The sequence below is a fragment of the Bradyrhizobium japonicum USDA 6 genome (assembly GCF_000284375.1).
Classification (GTDB): domain Bacteria; phylum Pseudomonadota; class Alphaproteobacteria; order Rhizobiales; family Xanthobacteraceae; genus Bradyrhizobium; species Bradyrhizobium japonicum.
Window position 1 is genome coordinate 714669 of record NC_017249.1, and the last position, 16936, is coordinate 731604.

The window sequence follows — 16936 nt, forward strand, 5'->3', positions numbered from 1 at the left end:
CGCAGAGAGACTCCCAACGAGGAGAAAACCCTCACCCGCCGCTACGCGGCGACCTCTTCCGCGAGCGGGAGAGGTTAGATAGACCGCCATCGACGCGAGACTACGCGCTCTTGCGCTGGAACTGACCCGCGGCGCGGAAACGCCAGAGATATTGCGGGGCGATCGCCTCCAGCGAATCGGCTGATATGCCGAGCCCTTCCAGCGTCAGCCCGGCCGCCTTCGCCGCATCCGACACGACATTGTCGCGCGCCAGCAGCGTGACCTGGTCCGGCGTCAGCTTCAGCGCGCCCGGCGCGAATTGCAGGAAATTGGCCTGGAAACGGGCAAGGGAGAACGACAGCGGCACCAGCATCGGCTTGCGGTCGGCGATCGCGACGATGGCCTCGATGATCTCGCGCATGGTCAGCACTTCCGGCCCGCCGAGCTCGTAGGTCGCGCCCGCCTTGGCCTTGCCGTCGACGGCATCCGCGATCGCGGTGGCGACATCGCCGACATAGACCGGCTGCATCCGGGTCATCTCGCCGATCAGCGGCAGCACCGGCGACATCCGCGCCAGCGCGGCAAAGCGGTTGGTGAACTGGTCCTCGGGCCCGAAGATCACCGACGGGCGGAAGATCGTGGCCGAGGGCACCGCGGCCAGCACCGCCGCCTCGCCGGCCGCCTTGGCCCTGGCATAGTGCGAGGGCGATTCGGCGTCGGCGCCGATCGCCGAGACATGCACCAGACGGGCGCCTGCGGCGGCCGCCGCCTTGGCGACGGTCTCGGCGCCCTTGGCCTGGACGGCGTCGAAGGTCTGCGCGCCGCTCTCGGCGAGGATACCGACCAGATTGATCACGACATCCGAATCACGCATCGCCGCCTCGACCGAGGCCGGATAGCGTAGATTGGCCTGCACGATGTGGACCTGCCCGACCCGCCCCGACGGCTGGAGGTACCCGGCCAGTTCCGGCCGCCGCACTGCGACCCGGACCCGGTAGTCCCGCCGGCACAGCGCGCGGACGACATTCCGGCCCAAAAACCCCGATCCGCCGAAAACCGTGACGAGAGTTTCCAGATTCGATGCCATGGGATCCATTCCTGGGGTCCATTCCTGCGGAAAGAGTGCGTGTTATCAGGCTTGTATCGGGCCGGTTTGCGATGCGCAATCCGCATCCCCGCGCAGGTGCCAAGCAGCATTTGACAACCGCGTCACCGAACCGTAGTAACCGCCTCCGTGCCCCAAACGGCATGCCCAGGTGGTGGAATTGGTAGACGCGCTGGCTTCAGGTGCCAGTGGCTTAACGGCCGTGAAGGTTCGAGTCCTTTCCTGGGCACCAGCTTTTTCTGGATATCCAGCATTTCCAGATAGATAAATCGCATCCTTGTGTTGCGTACCCCTTCGTGGTGCAACGAAGGGCTGTGGCCCCGCCGATGCGCCGGATGGCTCTCATTCCTGCAGCGCATTCCGGCCGGATTGTCGGCGCCTGCCATCACGGACCTGACGCGTACTTCGGATCCGTCCTTGTCGGTCGCGTCGAGATGCGCCCCAACGCGGCACGCGCAATTGTACCGGGGGCGCCGTGGCTCGTGCCCCGATGCCGATGATTCTCAAATCACGCCCGGTAACAGGCGGTCACTTTGAGCGCCAACCGGCGAGGGGAGCGCCCCTTCGCATGGGACGACGTCTCGCCCAAAATGGCTTCTCGACTCAACGCGGATTTCGGCGATCGCTCACGATGTCGACGCGTCATTCGTATCGATCGTGAGTTCGTCACTCGCGACGCGTGCGACGTCACCTATCCGGCAATCGATCTGCTCGCTGTTTCGCCGTTTCCAATTCGCACGACAATCTGCGGAGCCGAACGGCCGATAACAATGATGTTGACGACGATTGACCGCTTGTTGCGGTAACACGAGCGCAAAGCTGCGTGCACGGCCGCTCCTGCAGATTATGCAACGCAGGTCTGTGATTGATGTCCGGCGCAAAACTCGGATAGCCTTCGGGAAGGCCTAACCCGACAGGGAGTGTGCTTCGTTGAAGAATGATCAAGCGCCAAAGCTTCTTCGACGCGACTTGCTTCGGCTGACGATTGTCGGTGCCGGCGCGTTGGGTGCCGGCCAATTGTTGCCGGCGTCGGCTTCCGCAAAACCCGTTGATCTCGATCAGAAGCGGAGGGCTCGCTATCGACCTGACTCCCAGGAAGTCAGGAATTTCTATCGCGTCAACAGCTATCCCGCTCGATAGGAGACTTCCGTGCTGACCAGGAAGTCCGAACGTCGTCCGGAGCGTGCCAGGCTTTTCGATGCAGCGGCCGATGAAGCATCGACGAAACTGGACCGGCGGACGTTCCTGAAGCGCTCTGGAGTCACGGCCGGCGCATTGGCCGCGGTGGGTGAACTCGCGCTGCACAGCGTGCGCAAGGCCGAAGCCGGTCCGCCGCCACCTGTCGGCGCAACGGTCACGACCCGCAAGAACGTCTGCACGCACTGCTCGGTCGGTTGCTCGGTGATCGCCAAGGTCGCCAACGGCGTATGGATCGGGCAGGAGCCCGACTACGACAGTCCGATCAATCGCGGCTCGCATTGCTGCAAGGGTGCGGCGGTTCGCGACGACGTGTTGAACGAACGACGCCTGCGTTACCCCGTCAAGCTCGTCAACGGACAGTGGACGCGCATCTCCTGGGAGACGGCGATCGACGAGATCGGCGACAAGCTGCTGGATATCCGCCAGAAGGCGGGGCCCGACTCGGTCTATTGGCTCGGCTCCGCCAAGTTCACCAACGAGGCCGCTTATCTCAATCGCAAGCTTGCGGCGTTCTGGGGCACCAACAATTCCGATCACCAGGCGCGGATCTGCCACTCCACGACGGTCACCGGCGTAGCCAATACCTGGGGCTACGGCGCGATGACCAACAGCTACAACGACATCCGCAACGCCAAGACCATCCTGTTGATGGGTGGCAATCCCGCCGAGGCCCATCCGGTCTCCCTGCAGCACATTCTTGAAGGCAAGGAGCTCAACCGCGCCAATATGATCGTGGTCGATCCCCGGATGACGCGGACCGCTGCGCACGCGACCGAATATGTCCGGGTTCGCCCCGGCACGCATATCGCCACGATCTACGGCATGCTGTGGCACATTTTCGAAAATGGCTGGGAGGACAAGGAATTCCTCGCTCAGCGTGTCTACGGCCTGGATGAGGTCCGGAAGCAGGTTGCGAAGTGGCCGCCCAAGGAGGTCGAGCGCGTGACCGGCCTGCCGGAGGCGCAGGTCAGACACGTCGCCGAACTGTTCGCCAAACAGAGGCCGTCCACCCTGATCTGGGCGATGGGGCAGACTCAATTCACCACCGGCACCGCCAATGTCCGCGCCAGCTGCCTGTTGCTGCTCGCCACCGGCAACATGGGGGTGCCCGGCGCAGGCGCCAACATTTTCCGCGGCCACACCAACGTGCAGGGTGCAACCGATCTCGGTCTCGATGTCACCTCGCTGCCGCTGTACTACGGTCTTGCCGAGGAGGCCTGGCGGCATTGGTGCCGGGTATGGGAGGTCGATTACGACTGGATGAAGTCGCGTTTCCCCGACAAGAAGCTGATGGAAACGCCGGGCATTCCGAGCACGCGCTGGTTCGACGCAACCTTGTTGCCAACCAATCAGGTCAGCCAGCCCAATCCGGTGCAGGCCATGTTCATCATGGGCCATGGCGTCAACACCATCACGCGGATGCCGGAAGCGGTGAAGGGCATCGAGAAGCTGGAGTTGCTGGTGGTCTGCGATCCCTACCCGACCGCGTGGTCGGTGCTGTCGGAGCGCAAGAACGGCACCTACCTCCTGCCGGCCTGCACGAGCTTCGAAATGGAGGGCTCGCGCACCAACTCCAACCGGTCGCTGCAATGGGGCGAAAAAATCGTCGATCCGGTCTTCGAATCGAAGAACGACTACGACACCATGTACCTGTTCGCCCGCAAGTTCGGATTTGCCGACCTGATGTTCAAGAACATCAAGGTCGAGAACGGCGCGGTTTCGGCGGAGGACATCCTGCGCGAGATCAACCGCGGCGGCTGGTCGACCGGCTATTGCGGACAGTCGCCGGAGCGGCTCAAGGCCCACATGAGAAACCAGCACAAGTTCGATCTGGTGACGCTGCGGGCACCGAAGGACGATCCGGAGGTTGGTGGAGATTATTACGGCCTGCCATGGCCGTGCTGGGGCACGCCCGAGTACAGGCATCCGGGCACGCCGATCCTCTACAATACCAATCTTCCGGTGAAGGAGGGTGGCGGCACCTTCCGCGCGCGGTTCGGAGTCGAGCGCGTCGTGAAGCGCAAGGTGGTGGAGAACGGGCAGGAGGTGGAGCGGGAAGATCACGATAATCTTCTCGCCGAAGGCTCGTATTCCGTCGGTTCGGAGATCAAGGACGGCTATCCCGAGTTCACCCTCGGCGTGCTGAAGAAACTCGGCTGGGACAAGGACCTCACCGCGCAGGAACGCGAGGTGATCGAGCGCATCAATCCGGCCGATCCCGACAAGGTGTCATGGTCGACCGACTTGTCCGGCGGCATCCAGCGGGTCGCGATCGAACACGGGTGTTCGCCTTACGGAAACGCCAAGGCACGCATGATCGCGTGGAATCTTCCCGATCCGGTTCCGGTGCATCGCGAGCCGATCTACACGCCGCGTCCCGACCTCGTCGCCGACTATCCGACCTTGCCGGACGCGAAGCAGTTCCGCGTGCCCAATATCGGCTTCTCCGTGCAGAAGGCCGCCGTCGATCGCGCGATCTCGAAGCAGTTCCCGCTGATCCTGAGCTCGGGCCGTCTGGTTGAATACGAAGGCGGTGGCGAGGAAACGCGGTCCAACAGATGGCTCGCCGAACTGAAGCAGCACATGTACGTCGAGATCAACCCGACGGACGCAGCCGAGCGCGGCATCGTCGATGGTGGCTGGGTCTGGGTGACCGGTGCAGAGAACAGCTCGCGGGCCCGGATGAAGGCGATGGTGACTGAACGCGTCGGCAAGGGCGTTGCCTGGATGCCGTTCCATTTCGCCGGCTGGTACGAGGGGGCCAACCTTCGGGCGAAATATCCGGCGGGAGCCGATCCCATCGTGCTCGGCGAGAGCGTCAATACGCTGACGACCTATGGCTATGATCCTGCCACCGGCATGCAGGAGCCGAAGGCCACGCTGTGTCAGATCAGGGCCGCATGAGAGGTTAGACCAATGGCACGCATGAAATTCCTGTGTGATGCGGACCGTTGCATCGACTGCAATGCCTGCGTGACCGCCTGCAAGAACGAGAACGAGGTGCCTTGGGGCATCAACCGGCGTCGCGTCGTCACCATCAATGACGGCAAGCCGGGCGAGCGGTCGGTGTCGATGGCCTGCATGCATTGTACCGATGCGCCTTGCGCGTCGGTGTGTCCGGTCAAGTGCATCTACCCGACCGAAGACGGCATCGTCCTGCACGACAAGGATTTGTGCATCGGCTGCGGCTATTGCTTCTACGCCTGTCCGTTCGGAGCGCCGCAATATCCCCAGGTCGGGAATTTCGGCTCGCGGGGCAAGATGGACAAGTGCACCTATTGCGCGGGCGGCGGCGGACCGGAGGCGCCGGGCAGCGCCGAAGAATATGCGAAATACGGCTCGAACCGCTTCGGCGAAGGCAAGCTGCCGATGTGCGCCGAGATGTGCTCGACCAAATCGCTGCTCGCAGGCGATGGCGACATCATCGCGCAAATCTACGAGGAGCGCGTCGAGAAGCGCGGCTATGGCTCCGGAGCCTGGGGCTGGACAACCGCCTATCACGAGGACGTCAAGTCGTAAGACGACCTGCGTTACCGCCGATGGAAGCGCGACGATCAGGGACGAAGATTGGGTATCCGTCATGACGGCTTTCGCACGCATTCGCTTCGCAGCGCTGTTGTTGATGCTGTTCTGTCTCGCGACAGCTCCGGTGCTCGCCCAGAAGCTCGGTCCCGACGGGGCGCCCAATCCGACCGCCAGTGTGACCAATCAGAAGACGCTTCTCGAGCAAGCGCCGCGCATCCAGGGCCGGATCGACATCCCCGATGTCAAAGCCAGCGTGTTGATGCAGCCGGCGGGACGGACCTGGGATTATTTCCACGAGGTCCTGCTGCACTGGGGTGGGGCGGTGGTGATCGTCGGCATGCTGGCCGTGCTCGCGCTCGCCTATCTGATCATGGGCCGGCTTCGCATCGAAGCCGGGCGCTCCGGGCAGACGATCGTCCGCTTCAAGGCCTTCGAGCGGTTCGCGCATTGGCTGACAGCGGTTTCTTTCGTGCTGCTCGGGTTGACCGGCCTGAACATCACCTTCGGCAAGGTCCTGCTGCTGCCCCTCGTCGGCCCGGAACTATTCTCGGACATCTCCCAGGTCGCCAAGTACGTGCACAATTTCACGAGCTTCGCCTTCGTGGCGGGCCTCGTTCTGATCACGGTGCTCTTCTTCAGGGACAATCTGTTCAAGCGAGTCGATATTGACTGGGTCAAGCAGGGTGGCGGCTTCATCAAGTCGAAACATGCGCCTGCAGGCCGCTTCAATCTCGGTGAGAAAATGGTCTATTGGCTGTCGGTCGCAGCCGGCCTCCTGGTCTCCGCATCGGGATTCGTGCTGCTGTTTCCGTTCTACGGCACCAACATAGCGGACATGCAGATCGCCCAGGTCGCCCACGCCGTCATCGCGATCCTGTTCATCGCGCTGATCCTCGGACACATCTATATCGGCACGCTCGGCATGGAAGGCGCGTTCGAAGCCATGGGTACCGGCGAGGTCGATATCAATTGGGCGAGAGAGCATCACGACCGCTGGCTCGCCGAAAAGCTCGAAGCGGAAGACCGGCAAGCTTCGGCTACACCGGCTGAATAGCGCGATGGCGCTCGGACCAGCCTGAACCGGGCAATTCAGTTGGAGCGGCCGTCCGGGTCACGCTTCCCGTTCCGGTCACGCAGGTAATCGTCGGTGGTGCGGACGGTCGGGCCCGACGCGCCATAAGATTCAAAACCTTGTTCGGCGACGAAGCCGACGCGGCAGTCGCCGCACATCTTGATGGCGTCGAGCCGCTGCGCCGAGCCCGAATACATCCAGTGCTGGCCTTCGAGCTTCGCCACCACACGCTCGATGCTGCTCTTGACGCCGAATGGCTTGCCGCAGCGGATGCAGCAAAACGGCTCCTCTTCCTTGAGCACCCGGGTCGGCGCCCGACTGGCACGGAAGTCGATCTGCGGAACCAGGGTGATGACGTTTTCCGGGCACGTCGCCCGGCACAGGCCGCACTGAACGCAGGAGTCTTCGACGAACCGCAGCGCCGGGCGCTCGGGGTCGTCGCGCAGGGCACTCGTCGGACAGACCGACACGCAGGACAGGCAAAGTGTGCAGCCGGCAGCATCGATCTTGACCGCCCCGAACGGCGCGCCTTCGGGCAACGGAATGACATCGACGGGTGCAGGCGCCGCGTGGTGCAGTTCGGCCAGCGCAAAGCGCAGCACGTCGCGCTTGCCGCCCACGGTGCGGAAGCTCGCAGGGCGCGGAGTCGGCGCATCGGCCGGCGCGGTGCGGAGCGCTTCGATCAAATGGTCCGGATCGTCGGTCGCAATGACGGAAAGCCGGGCCGGGCCGAAGCCGAGTCCGGCAAGGATCGGATCGGCGAGCGCAACCGTCCGCGTCAATCCGGAGACATCGTGGCGCGGCTTGGCCCGTAGCAGGAAACGCACCGCCGACACGCCATAGGCAAAAGCCGCGATGATGCTCTCCAACCCGATTTGCGTGACCTCGTTGACAGCAAACGGCAGCACGTTCGCGGGCAAGCCGTCGCCGAACCGCGACAGCGCGTCGATCAGCGGCCCGCCGTGGCTTTCGTCATGGACGAGGACAACGGCCCGCTCGCCGCCCGCCTGGCGGTATGCGAGCAGCATCGCACGCAGCTTTCTGACCAGCGCGTCCTCCGCCGGCAGCGCATAGGACGCGGCGCCGGTGGGACAGGCGGTCGCGCATTGGCCGCAGCCCGCGCAGATGTCGGCGTCGATCGCCACATGGTTGCCGGCAGGTGTGATCGCGCCGGCCGGACAGGAGTCGAGACAGCGGGTGCAGCCGGTCCGCTTCGAGCGCGAATGTGCGCAAAGCCCGGCGTCGAAGGTGATGTAGCGTGGCTTCTCGAAGGTCCCGACGAGGTCGCGCGCTTTCAGCACGGCCTGGAGGATTGCTGCGGGACTGCCGGGATCCGCACGCAGATAGCCGTCGCGCAAATCGGCAGGAACCAGCGCAGGCCCGCCGCTCAAGTCGAGGACGATGTCGCAGGTCGAACGGGCGTTGTTGCGTGAGGAGCCAAACGTCAGGGCGCGACGTGAGGACGGTGCGGCTTCGGCGAAATCGTCGACCACCAATTCGAACGCGCCCAGGTGTCCCTTGACACTCGTTATTCGACCTTTGGCAATCGGATAGTCGGCGCGACGTGGCGGTGCGATCGCGGCTGGTGGCGCAATCAGCACGGTGACGTCGAGATGCTCCCTGAGCAAGTCGCCAGCCTCGATCGCGGCCTCGTCGCGGCCGTAGATCAGGATGACTCCGCTGCTTTCCAGCTGGACCATCGGCGCGGGTGCGGCGACTTCGGCCGCGGCGGCCAGCAGCGCGGCCATTTTCGGTCCCGCGCGGTCGGCATCGCCGGACCATCCGGCGGTCTCGCGGATGTTGGCGAACTGTATCGAATTCGCACGATTATTTTCAGCCGCAACCTGCGAAAACAGCGCCGTCTGCTGCGTGCAGGCCACCGTGAGCGGACCATCTTCGGCGGCGACAGCCTTGAATCGGCCGAGTTCGGCGCCGCAGAGCTGTGTCGCTGCCGTCACTTCACCGCGGCAGCCGCGGCGAATTGCGTCTGCATCGAGCGGCATCGTCCCTTCGCATGAGCAGATCAGGAGGCGCCTGCCGCTGTTAGATATGACGGTCACAATATCTCGCGGCTCCCAAAATAGCGCGGCCACCTACTGGCTCGTTCACCCCTGAAGTATATACTCCGGATATCGGAAAAGACGACGCCCGTATCATGAGCGCACGATTACCGCTCTCGCCGGGGCGAGCGCGCGGCTTCGGTGGATAGGTTTTGGAAGCAGGAACCACATCTCGATCGCGAGAGGGCACATTGATATCGACAAGTCTTGCACGCATTGCTGTCGGTGTCGCAATCGAGCGGCGCAAGGCGAAGAGTGCGTGGGCCGATTTTCTGTGGCGGCCCGTCTCGGTGTTCGCGGGAGAGCCGACTGCGAAGCCGTGGACGCCGATTGGAGGCGAAGGCGAGGTCAAATTGTTCTATGCCGGTGATGCCGTGATCGAACTGCATCGGACCGAAACCACCAACTATCGCGAAAATCTCACGTCGGGCTCGCCCACGCTGTGGGTCAATTTGCGCCCGACCGGTTCCGAGCCGCCCTACGAGCTGCTCGCGGTCACGGCCGATCCGGCGGAGGGCGAGGCATTTACCGATGCAGGCAGCAATCTTGTCGAAGCCGTGCCGATGCCACCGGGCATCTCCGAGATCATCGGCCGGTTCGTCGCCGAGCATCATGTCGAACGACCATTCGTCAAACGGCAGCGCAATCGTTAGCAACGGCATGAGAGAGATCGATGTCAGAGACTAACGTCTTCGTTCGCTGGGCGCGGCTCAAGCAAGCCTCGAAAAATCAAAACGCTGAACTTGCTCCGGCCGACAAGGAGCAGGCTGCCGAGCCGTCCGTAGCGAATGACGAGACCGACCGGCCTTTCGATCTCGCCAGTTTGCCGTCGATCGAATCTATCACCGCTCACACCGACATTGCGGCGTTCCTGCAGACGGGCGTTCCGGCCGAACTGACGCGCCTGGCATTGCGCCGTGCCTGGGCAGCCGACCCTGCGATCCGCGACTTCATCGGGATCGCGGAGAACCAGTGGGATTTCAACGATCCCAACGCAATTCCCGGATTTGGCCCGCTCGATCCGGCGGACAACGTCGCCGATCTCGTTGCGCAGATGTCGAAGGGGCTGGAGCAGGTGGGTGACGCGCTTGCGGACGCGCCGCCGCCAACCGAGCTCATTCCGCAGGGGCGGCCCGATGCCGAACAGCCCGGTCTCGAACCGACGACATGGGCAGCTCAATCGCTGCCCGATGATGCCACGGCACGGCCGGACCGGGAGCGGAACGAGAGCGTGCAGTCCGTCAGTGCTGCTGCCGGAGAGCCGCATTCCCAGCGAACGCGACGTCATGGCAGCGCACTACCTCGCTAACAACCGGCAGGATTGTATGTCTGGCGCGATCGAACAATGATGAATCCAGCCTCAGGGACCGCTTCAGTGCGTATCGTCGATGAATTCGACCTCGCGCGGGCGCAGGAATATGCGCTGTTGGCGACGTTGCTGACGCGCAGCCCGGACACGCAGGTGCTGCACCGGCTCTCTGCATTGCACGGCGATGCCAGCCCGATGGGCGTGGCGCACATGGCGCTGGCGAATGCAGCGCGCCGGACAAATGAGCAGGCCGCATCGCGCGAGTTCTTCGCCCTCTTTGCAGGATTGGGCAAGGGGGCACTGCTGCCTTATGCGTCACACTACCTGTCCGATACCCTGTATGGCCGTCCACTCGCGCGGTTGCGGGAAACCCTCGAGGGTCTCGGCCTTGAAAAGGCTCCCGAGCGTACGGAGCCCGAAGATCACGCGGGATTTCTCTGTGAGGTCATGGCAGGCCTTGCCGGCGGGAGCATTTTGGCGCCGGCGGGCGCCGAGCGCCTCTTCTTTGATCAGCATGTCTCACGCTGGATGAGGCGCTTTTTCGCCGATCTCGAGCGGGCGAGTTCGGCGGATTTTTACGCGGCCGTCGGCGCGCTCGGGCGGACGTTTATCGAGATCGAGGCGAAGGCCTTCGCGCTTCCGGGCTGAACACGGTGTTTTGTACGAGCGATGCATAGATCAGATGCTACGTTGAAGGTGCAAGGATCAACAGGATGCGCGTTTTCTTAACTGCCTGTCTGTTCGCCGCTGTGGTCGCATTCGGTGCCGCCGGCGTCCTTGATCATTTCGTGCAGGAGTCCGCGACGACGGCGTTCGCCGAGCAGAGCGCCCGCGTTTAGCGGTCATTATTGCTTGTTAGGCTTTCTGTTCTCCACATCGACGTGGGAGACGCCATATGCGCCGATTGCTGATCGTTTGTTTCGTCGTTGCAGCCCTGATCGCCGCTACCACCCTGATCTTCAGGGGACAGCCCCGCGCGATAGAGTTGTCCGCCGCGGCCATGCCGTCCCTGGTCGAGCTGCATGCCATGGCGGGCGTCCATCAGCTTCCAGACCAGGATATCGACGATCAGTCGCTCGTTTTCCCGACCAGCGTGAAGCAGTAACCCGAGCTCAGACCACCCGTCTCCCGGTCCGCTCCGCCACCGCCTTCTGCACAAAGTACATCGCCACCAGCGAGACGATCGCCGACGCGACCACGACGTAGCCGATCCGGTCGAAATGGAGCAGCGAACCATCCGGTTGTTGCGCGATGATGGCGGCGGCGAGGACCGAACCGAGCCCCCCGGAGAGCTGCTGAAGCGACGCGCTGACCGCGCTGAAGGAGCCGCGCTGGCTGGGGTCGGGGATCGCCGACATCAGCGCCTGCGACGGAATCATGCGCGAGAAGATGCCGACGAACATCAGCACGTTGACGAGGATCGCGGTCGCAAGCGAGACGTGGCCGAGATGGGTGTAGATCAGCACCATGATCACAGACACCACGCTGCCGAAGACGAAGGTCGGGTACTTGCCGAACGCATCGCTGGCCCTGCCGACCAGCGGCCCCGTGACGATGCTGAACAGGCCGGAGACCAGATAGATCGTCGGCAAATGGGCGATGTCGATGCCGAGATTATGCACGGTGAAGGCGCTGGAGAACGGCATCAGCATGTACCCGCCCGTCGCCAGCAGCGTCGTGACGGCGAAGGCCAGCGTATAGCGCGGTTGCCCGACGGTCGCGATCAGATGGCGGAACGGGTTTCTGTCCTGCTTCAGTTTCAGATGCGCGTCGACCGGCTCCATGGCGAAGGCGATGATTGCGATCGCGACGATCGACAGACCGACGATCGCAATGAAGCAGACATGCCAGTTCCAGTGATTGGCGAGAAACAGCCCGGCGGGAATGCCGAGCACCTGGCTCGCGGCGAACGCCGTCTGGACGAAGCCCATCACGCGGCCGCGCAGGTGCAGCGCGAACAGATCGGTGATGATGGCCAGAACGACCGAGCCGATCACGCCACCGAACAATCCGGTCACGATCCTGCCGAGCAGCAGCACGTGGTAGGTCTGCGCCGCGGCGCAGAGCAGGGTCCCGAGCGTGAAGCCGACATAGAAGAACAGCAGCAGGCGCTTGCGGTCGAAGCGATCGGCGAAGCCGGCGGCCAGGATCCCCGATAGTCCCGCACTGAACGCGTAGGCCGAGACCGCGATGCCGAATTGCCCGGCCGTGATGTCGAGCGCCGGCATCAGGATGGCGCCGAGCGGCGACATGATGATGAAATCGAGAATGATCGTGAACTGCGTGAACGCGAGCAGCGCGATGAGCAGCGCCTGGTAGCGCGAGAAGCCGCGCGGGCGTTCCGATGGATCGTCGATAGGCGCGGCGAGCGTCTGGTCGGTCATGGGTCTCGATTGTTGGCGAGTGGGGAAGAGATTGGCAGATAGGGTGGGCCGGGGCGATTTTCATGGGCCGCAGCCCGTTGGTTCCGCCGGAACATGAAGCTCACGCCGGGTTGTGGGATCCATGCAACAGCGAGTCCGGCAGTCCGCTCAACTCCGCTTCGGCCTGCGCCAGCCAGAATCGCATCTCCATCTCGCGGTACATCGTCGTCGCGGTGATGAGCTCGTCGCGACCCTGATCCGGACGTCCCGCATGCAGATACAGTTGTCCGAGGCCGTGATGGCAGCGCGCGGCGAGCGGGCGGAGATCGAGTTCATCGGCGAGTGCGAGCGCCGCCCTGTAGTGACCTTCGGCCTGGTCCGGGGAGCTGTCGCCGCTGGAAGCTTCGCCCAGGAGGCGCAGGGCGGCCGCCTCGCCGCTGCGCTGGCCGTTTTCACGGGCCAGCGTCAGCGCCCGCCCGGCAGCCCTGAGAGCATCCGCCTGCCGGCCCGCGAGCAGGTACGCTTCCGCCAGAGGCGACAGGAACAGCGCCTGGGCAAATCGATGCCCCATCTTCTCGAAGGCCCCAAGCGCCAGCTCCATCAGCGGCAGGCCTTCAGCCGTTCGCCCCAGCAGGGAATAAGCGTGGCCGAGGCTGCCGGAATTGCCTGCGACGAGGAATGGCAGGTTCCACTCGCGCGCCACCGCCAGTCCGCGCTCCAGCACCACGACTGCGCGGCTCAGCTCGCCCCTGGACGCGAGCAGATCGGCAAAACACCAGCTGACGATGCCGAGGCTGTAGGGGTGATCGACCGCCTCGGCGAGGCGGATGCCTTCCTCGCCGTGAGCGATTCCGCGCGCGAACTTGCCATGGTCGGCGTAGATGCGGGCGAGAAAACCGTGGGCGGTGACCGCCGGAAATCCGGCGAGGGAAAATTGCTGGAGGCTGGCCTCGCCGTCGAGCAGCTTCAGCACGTTGAGGTAATGAGATTCCGACTCGCCGTAGTGCAGCGTCGAGAAGCAGGCGAGTCCGAGAAACAGCGATGCCGAGACCCGGAGCGAAAGTTCGCCCAGCTCTTCTGCGAGAAGATGGGCGTCCCGTCCGAACTTGACAGCGTCCTGCGGATGGCCGCTCAGGCTGAGCGTCTGGCACATGTGAACGGACGCGAGGCAAAGCCGACCTGGATCGTCGAGACGTCTCGCCAGTGCTTCGGCCTCGCGAAGATAGCCGACGATGCGCGCGAACTGGCCGAGCGGAAACAGCGAGGTCTTCAGGTCGAACCTGAGATCGATGGCCTGCTCCATCGTGTCCCGGGCCTGCGGCAGCGTCTCGAGGCCGCGCAGCGCCCGCTCGAAGAAACTGGCCGCTTCGCGATTGGCCCATCGCGCATGCGCGAGCCGCCCCGCGTTGATCCAGTGGTCGGTCGCCTCGCGGGCACGCCCGGCCTCGGTGAAATGATGGGCCACGATCTCGGGTTGGCTTTCGGCCAGCGCCGGGAAGTTCTCGATGAGGATTTTGGCGATATCGGCATGCAATTGCTGCCTGCGGCTTCTCAACATCGTGACATAGGCAGCATCCTGCACCAGCGCGTGCTTGAACGTGTAGCTCGCCTGCGGTGGCGAGCCACGGCGGCTGACGAGGCCGGAGGCCGTCAGCCGTTCAAGGGCGGCGTCCAGATCCGCAGGGAGCAGCGCCGAGATTGCGGCGATCAACTCGTACGAGAACTCCCGCCCGATCGCCGCGCCGATCGAGGCGACGTCCTTCACCGCGCCCAGCAGATCGAGGCGAGCGGCCAGCGAGGCCTGCAACGTCGCGGGAATGGCGAGTGACGGCTGCGGTCCATCCGGCCCATCGGGACCTGACGCCTCGCGCGATAGCTCCTGCTCGAACAGCGTGCGGGTCAGCTCCTCGATGAACAGCGGGATACCATCGGTGCGCGCCAGGATCTGCTCGACGACGGCCTCGGGGAGAGGCTTGTCCCCCGCGACGTCGTCGATGATGCCAATGCTGTCGCTGCGGCCGAGACGGCTGAGCGGCAGCAACGTCACATGCGGCTGGCCGATCCAGGAAGGCTGAAAGTTGGACTGGAATTCCGTCCTGACGGTGACGAGCAGCAGCAGCGGCAGATTTGCGGCGCGAGCCGCGATCGCGTCGAGCAGATCAAGCGATGTCGGGTCGATCCAGTGGGCGTCCTCGATCACGATCAGCCCGGGCGCCTGCGCGGTCCCGGCTGAAAGCTGACTGAGCAGTGCGTTGAGAGTCGTCTCCCGCTTCTCCTGCGGGCTGATTGCCAGGACCGGAACCCGTCCGTCCGAGGGCACGCCGAGAAGCTCGGCGATCAGCGCGACATCGCGGGGCAGATTCTTCGTTGCGGCTGCGAGCAGGGATTCCAGCCTGTCGATGCGTGCGCCGGCGCTGCTCCCGGGCTCGAAATTGGCGGTACGTTCGAGCTGGGTGATGAACGGGTAGAGCGCGCTGTGTGTATGATGCGGCGAGCAATGATAGCGCAAGCGGCTGTGTTGCTCGTCCTCGAGCCTCGCCAGCACGCTCTCGACGATACGCGACTTGCCGATTCCGGGCTCGCCCGAGATCAGCACCACGCGGCCCGCGCCGGATTTCACCTGATTCCAGCGGCGCAGCAGCAGCTCGATCTCCTCCTGGCGGCCGACAAGCGCGGACAATGCATCGGCGCGCCGCGCATCGAAACGGCTGACGCCCTTGGCCTCGCCAAGCACCTGCCACGCGGACACAGGTTCTCGTAGTCCCTTGACCGCGATATCCGGAAGCGCGTGCGTGTCGAACAATTGCCCGAGCAGCCGCCGCGTGCTCGCCGCGATCGCAACCTCGCCCGGTCCAGCCGCGCTCTGCAGCCGCGTCGCCAGGTCCGGCGTCTCGCCGATCGCAACGTGCTGGCGCAGATCGCCGGGCCCGGGCTTTTCGCCGATCACGACGAGCCCCGTTGCAATCCCCACGCTCGCACGCGGTGCCGTACCGGCCGTTGCCTCCAAGGTGCGGACCGCGTCGACGATGGCGAGGCCCGCGCGTACGGCGCGTTCGGCATCGTGCTCGCGGGCCGCGGGATAACCAAAATAGATCAGGACTCCATTGCCCTGGTGCTGGGCGACGAAGCCCTGGAATTGCGCCGCGATCCTGGCTGCGACCTGATGGAAGGCGATGATCTGGTCGTGGATATCTTCGGGGTCGCGCTCCGCGGACAGTGTCATCGCGCCGATCAGATGGCAGGCCATGATCGTCAACTGGCGCTGCTGGCGGCCGCCCGGGCGGAGCGATCCCGAAGGCGGTGCATCGTCGTCGTGTTCCGCGACGGCTATTTCGGTCTCCCGCGGGTGAACGCCATTCAGGGGCCCGTTCGTCCGCGCGGCACCGGATGGTTTGGCGCTGCGAAGTTCCGCGACGAGCGCCTGGGTAACCGCGTCGGGCTCGGTATTCAGCTCGCGCTTGAGCAGCGCGACGAGATCCTGATAGCGTTTCAGTGCTTCGGCCTTGCGTCCGGTGGCGTTGAGCGCCTGGATGACCAGTCGATGAGCGTCTTCACGCAAGGCATTCACAGCGATGGCCCGGTTGGCATTCCTGAGCGCGGATTCCGCATGTCCGGATTGCAGCGCGTGCTGGCCGTGCCTGACCATGGAATCGACCGCGAGGCCATCCAGCCGCTCCCGCTGCTGGTCGCGCCATTCCGACCACGCGTCTTCTTCGATGTTCAAATCCGTCAGCAGCGGATTGCGGTAGAGATCGGCGGCCGCGGCCAGCGACGCGCGGCTGCCCTCGACGATCAACGTCTCGAAGCGGGCCGCATCGCAATCGATCAAGCCGGGCGCGAGCCAGACGTCATTATCGTCGCTTAGAATGGAGTCCTGCCCGAGAATCCGGCGTAGCCGCACCAGGCTCTGGCGCAGGTTCTGCCGCGCCTGGGTCTCGAAATGCGAACCCCACAGCAGGTTCGCGAGCTTTTCGCGCGGTTGGCGGCGCGGCGCGGTGCAGGCCAGATAGGCCAGCAATCCCGCAAGCTTCCGGCCCGGCAACGAAACCACGCCGTCATGTGTCGTCAGCTCAAAGCGCCCGAACAGCGAAAGACCAAATCTCGGAAGCGGCACGTAGTCTCTCATCCCAACGAAAAACCGGGCACGGCGATTGTGGCCTCGGAAGCACACCTTACACGCTTTGACGTAGTTTGAATGTGTCGCCAGCAAGAGTCACGCTGCTGTCACGCTGGACTGACGCCGACATTGACGGCGGTCCGCCTAGAACTCCCCCGCGGTGCGCACTCCCAATGGCGGATTGGGGAGATGGTTGGGGGATTAAG

The 16936-nt window shown here is 64.2% G+C and carries 12 protein-coding genes and 1 tRNA gene; 9 read left to right on the forward strand and 4 right to left on the reverse strand.

Going from position 1 to position 16936, the window contains the following annotated elements:
• Positions 1 to 100 precede the first annotated feature (100 nt).
• Positions 101 to 1066, reverse strand: a complete 966-nt coding sequence (locus BJ6T_RS03360) for a complex I NDUFA9 subunit family protein (RefSeq protein ID WP_028169710.1) — start codon at positions 1064 to 1066, stop codon at positions 101 to 103.
• 163 nt (positions 1067 to 1229) lie between these two features.
• On the opposite strand from BJ6T_RS03360, the gene BJ6T_RS03365 reads away from it, so the two are divergent.
• The 4 genes from BJ6T_RS03365 to BJ6T_RS03380 all read left to right on the forward strand — a co-directional run bounded on the left by BJ6T_RS03365 (position 1230) and on the right by BJ6T_RS03380 (position 6863).
• A tRNA-Leu gene (locus tag BJ6T_RS03365) sits at positions 1230 to 1316 on the forward strand.
• Positions 1317 to 2233: 917 nt separating this feature from the next.
• The gene (locus BJ6T_RS03370; RefSeq protein WP_014490879.1) at positions 2234 to 5188 is read left to right on the forward strand and encodes a formate dehydrogenase subunit alpha; all 2955 of its coding nucleotides are present in this window, start codon (positions 2234 to 2236) and stop codon (positions 5186 to 5188) included.
• 12 nt (positions 5189 to 5200) lie between these two features.
• The gene (fdh3B, locus tag BJ6T_RS03375) at positions 5201 to 5803 is read left to right on the forward strand and encodes a formate dehydrogenase FDH3 subunit beta (protein ID WP_014490880.1); all 603 of its coding nucleotides are present in this window, start codon (positions 5201 to 5203) and stop codon (positions 5801 to 5803) included.
• Positions 5804 to 5864: 61 nt separating this feature from the next.
• On the forward strand, positions 5865 to 6863 hold the full coding sequence (locus BJ6T_RS03380) for a formate dehydrogenase subunit gamma (protein WP_014490881.1): 999 nt from the start codon (positions 5865 to 5867) through the stop codon (positions 6861 to 6863).
• A 35-nt stretch (positions 6864 to 6898) separates the two neighbouring features.
• Here the strand turns inward: BJ6T_RS03380 and BJ6T_RS03385 are convergent, their stop codons facing one another.
• Positions 6899 to 8884, reverse strand: a complete 1986-nt coding sequence (locus BJ6T_RS03385; protein WP_014490882.1) for a 4Fe-4S binding protein — start codon at positions 8882 to 8884, stop codon at positions 6899 to 6901.
• Between the two features lie 248 nt (positions 8885 to 9132).
• Here BJ6T_RS03385 and BJ6T_RS03390 point away from each other — a divergent pair, with 248 nt between their 5' ends.
• From BJ6T_RS03390 to BJ6T_RS03405, 5 genes are all read left to right on the forward strand, one after another.
• On the forward strand, positions 9133 to 9594 hold the full coding sequence (locus tag BJ6T_RS03390) for a DUF3305 domain-containing protein (RefSeq protein WP_014490883.1): 462 nt from the start codon (positions 9133 to 9135) through the stop codon (positions 9592 to 9594).
• Between the two features lie 20 nt (positions 9595 to 9614).
• Complete coding sequence (locus BJ6T_RS03395; RefSeq protein WP_014490884.1) at positions 9615 to 10250, forward strand: DUF3306 domain-containing protein; 636 nt, start codon at positions 9615 to 9617, stop codon at positions 10248 to 10250.
• 66 nt (positions 10251 to 10316) lie between these two features.
• The gene (locus tag BJ6T_RS03400) at positions 10317 to 10898 is read left to right on the forward strand and encodes a TorD/DmsD family molecular chaperone (RefSeq protein ID WP_014490885.1); all 582 of its coding nucleotides are present in this window, start codon (positions 10317 to 10319) and stop codon (positions 10896 to 10898) included.
• 65 nt (positions 10899 to 10963) lie between these two features.
• Entirely contained in the window at positions 10964 to 11089 is a 126-nt protein-coding gene (locus BJ6T_RS49085) for a hypothetical protein (protein ID WP_259227461.1), read from the forward strand.
• Between the two features lie 56 nt (positions 11090 to 11145).
• On the forward strand, positions 11146 to 11355 hold the full coding sequence (locus tag BJ6T_RS03405) for a hypothetical protein (protein ID WP_014490886.1): 210 nt from the start codon (positions 11146 to 11148) through the stop codon (positions 11353 to 11355).
• Positions 11356 to 11362: 7 nt separating this feature from the next.
• Here the strand turns inward: BJ6T_RS03405 and BJ6T_RS03410 are convergent, their stop codons facing one another.
• Positions 11363 to 12634, reverse strand: a complete 1272-nt coding sequence (locus BJ6T_RS03410; protein WP_014490887.1) for an MFS transporter — start codon at positions 12632 to 12634, stop codon at positions 11363 to 11365.
• A gap of 100 nt (positions 12635 to 12734) precedes the next feature.
• Complete coding sequence (locus tag BJ6T_RS03415; protein ID WP_014490888.1) at positions 12735 to 16727, reverse strand: ATP-binding protein; 3993 nt, start codon at positions 16725 to 16727, stop codon at positions 12735 to 12737.
• Positions 16728 to 16936: the final 209 nt, after the last annotated feature.

Bases quoted from the DNA above. Each gene is read 5' to 3' on its own strand.
- BJ6T_RS03360 (WP_028169710.1), bottom strand. From the start codon at position 1,066: ATGGCATCGAATCTGGAAACTCTCGTCACGGTTTTCGGCGGATCGGGG.
- fdh3B (WP_014490880.1), top strand. From the start codon at position 5,201: ATGGCACGCATGAAATTCCTGTGTGATGCGGACCGTTGCATCGACTGC.
- BJ6T_RS03380 (WP_014490881.1), top strand. From the start codon at position 5,865: ATGACGGCTTTCGCACGCATTCGCTTCGCAGCGCTGTTGTTGATGCTG.
- BJ6T_RS03385 (WP_014490882.1), bottom strand. From the start codon at position 8,884: ATGCCGCTCGATGCAGACGCAATTCGCCGCGGCTGCCGCGGTGAAGTG.
- BJ6T_RS03395 (WP_014490884.1), top strand. From the start codon at position 9,615: ATGTCAGAGACTAACGTCTTCGTTCGCTGGGCGCGGCTCAAGCAAGCC.
- BJ6T_RS49085 (WP_259227461.1), top strand. From the start codon at position 10,964: ATGCGCGTTTTCTTAACTGCCTGTCTGTTCGCCGCTGTGGTCGCATTC.
- BJ6T_RS03405 (WP_014490886.1), top strand. From the start codon at position 11,146: ATGCGCCGATTGCTGATCGTTTGTTTCGTCGTTGCAGCCCTGATCGCC.
- BJ6T_RS03410 (WP_014490887.1), bottom strand. From the start codon at position 12,634: ATGACCGACCAGACGCTCGCCGCGCCTATCGACGATCCATCGGAACGC.